Source organism: Nocardiopsis sp. RV163 (genome assembly GCF_001029525.1).
Classification (GTDB): domain Bacteria; phylum Actinomycetota; class Actinomycetes; order Streptosporangiales; family Streptosporangiaceae; genus Nocardiopsis; species Nocardiopsis dassonvillei.
Map to the genome: position 1 here is coordinate 1 of NZ_LEKI01000321.1, position 1750 is coordinate 1750.

Sequence of the window (1750 nt, forward strand, 5' to 3'; positions counted from 1 at the left end):
CCCCAGGAGTGGCCGACCACGGCGGTGCGCCCGCGGTCGGCGCGGTTCTCCAGGCCGGCCTGGGCCAGGACGTGCGCGAGGTGGTCGAGGATCGCGTGCACGCCCACCACGTCGGGGGAGCCGTCCAACCAGTCCTCGTAGGACTCTCCGGGTTCGAGTTCGACCTCGGCGGCGCCGTGCTCCTTGTGGTGCTCCAGGGTGTCCTCGATGCTGGGGCGGTGCGTGACCAGGTAGGTCATGGCCGCCTGGCGGGGCGTGACGCGGAACCGGTAGAGGTCGTCGTCGCCGGGGAGGAAGGCCGTGAGCGGGCGCAGGTCGGGGTCGCGGGTGGTACCGCCGTCGGCGATCAGGACCAGGTCGGGAACCCAGGCGTCCTCGTCGCTCAGCGCCCGGGACACCTCCACCGGGGTGGCGCCCCGCCATGCGGGGTCCCCGGCCACGAGCAGGCGCCGGAGGATGGGTCCCTGGGCCGGGGGCAGGGGCTGTCCGGGGGTGTGGGCGACCATGCCGGGCAGTTCGCCCATGCGGGAGAGCACGTCGTTCCAGGCGGTGTCGTCGCAGTCGCCGCGGATCAGTAGCGCGCCGGGCACGTGCTCGGTCTCGCCCTCGGGGGGCGGGGGCAGGGCTGGGTACATCAGGGCGCCTCTTCGGGGTCGCGGTGTACGGTCACACCGGTTCTACCGGGCTGCAGCGACAAACCGGGGTCCAGGGGATCGCGGGCGGACAGGGACCTGCACGGCAGGACCGATGATCCGGGGGGCTGGGCGAGCGCGGTCGGTCCCGCCGGCACCGGGTCACACGCCCGCGGCGGCGCCCCCCGGGCTCTGGAACGTGGGCACCCGCCAGCGGAAGCGGGGCGGCAGGACGTCGTCCCGGATGCGCGCCTGGGGCCGGTACACGCCGTGGAGACACGCCGCGGTGGCGGATGCGGAGGATACGGGGGAGGTCATCGCCCCCTTCAGGCGCATCTTGTCCGCTCCCTGGAACGGGTGCCCGTCTTGAGGCGATGTGATGCCGTTTCTGTTTTTTGTCGCTAGGGTGCTGCGCAACCTCTGAGAGGAGCACCCCCGTGCGTCACTTCGTCGGCTTGCTGTCCGGTCTGATCCTGGGTCCGTTGCTGATCCTGCTGGTGGGGTGGGCGTTCACCCACCTGCGCGGCCTGTACGCGGTCGGTCTGGGCGCACTGCAGGGCTCGGGCCCCCTGGCGGTGGCCGGGTTGGCGGGTGCGGGTCTGTTGGTGGCGATGGTGGCGGTTCCGCCGCGGCTGACGCCGATGCTGCCCCTGGGCGCGGCGCTGGCCGTGGGTTCGCTGAGCGGGCTGTCGGTGTGGCGGATGTACCTGCTGGAGCGGTTGCCGCAGTTGCCCGGGACCGAGGGGGCTCTGGTGCTGTTGCCGCTGGGGGTGTTCGCGCCCCTGGTGGTGCTGCTGGTCGCCCCGGTGTTCGTGGGGCAGCGCTGGCGCCGTGAGGACGATGAGGGCCTCGGCGAGGAGGAGTACTTCGAGGGTCTGCACGAGGACGAGCAGGCCCCCCGGCGCACGCGGACTGCGACCGGGTCGGTGCCCCACACCCCACGGCACCGGGCCTGAGGCAAGGCTGCCCGGAACCCCGACGGGGTTCCGGGCAGCCGGTGCCGGGTCGGGTGAGGTCGGGCGCGGGCCGTCAGCGCCAGGCGGGACCCCAGCCCGAGCTGTTGGACACCCCTGGCGGCAGGGGCGGCAGGATGCCGTTGCCGCCCCTGCCGCCAGGGG

3 protein-coding genes are annotated in these 1750 nt (G+C 73.7%); 1 reads left to right on the top strand and 2 read right to left on the bottom strand.

What is annotated here, in order from left to right:
• Positions 1–635 (bottom strand): DUF6924 domain-containing protein (locus ABD54_RS26440; protein ID WP_394324553.1); only part of this gene is annotated, 635 nt, incomplete at its 3' end.
• Between the two features lie 159 nt (positions 636–794).
• Positions 795–950 (bottom strand): hypothetical protein, encoded by a 156-nt coding sequence (locus tag ABD54_RS28435; RefSeq protein ID WP_235432213.1) that lies wholly within the window; start codon positions 948–950, stop codon positions 795–797.
• Positions 951–1069: 119 nt separating this feature from the next.
• Between ABD54_RS28435 and ABD54_RS26445 the strand changes: the two genes are divergently transcribed.
• Complete coding sequence (locus ABD54_RS26445; RefSeq protein ID WP_047872272.1) at positions 1070–1588, top strand: hypothetical protein; 519 nt, start codon at positions 1070–1072, stop codon at positions 1586–1588.
• Positions 1589–1750: the final 162 nt, after the last annotated feature.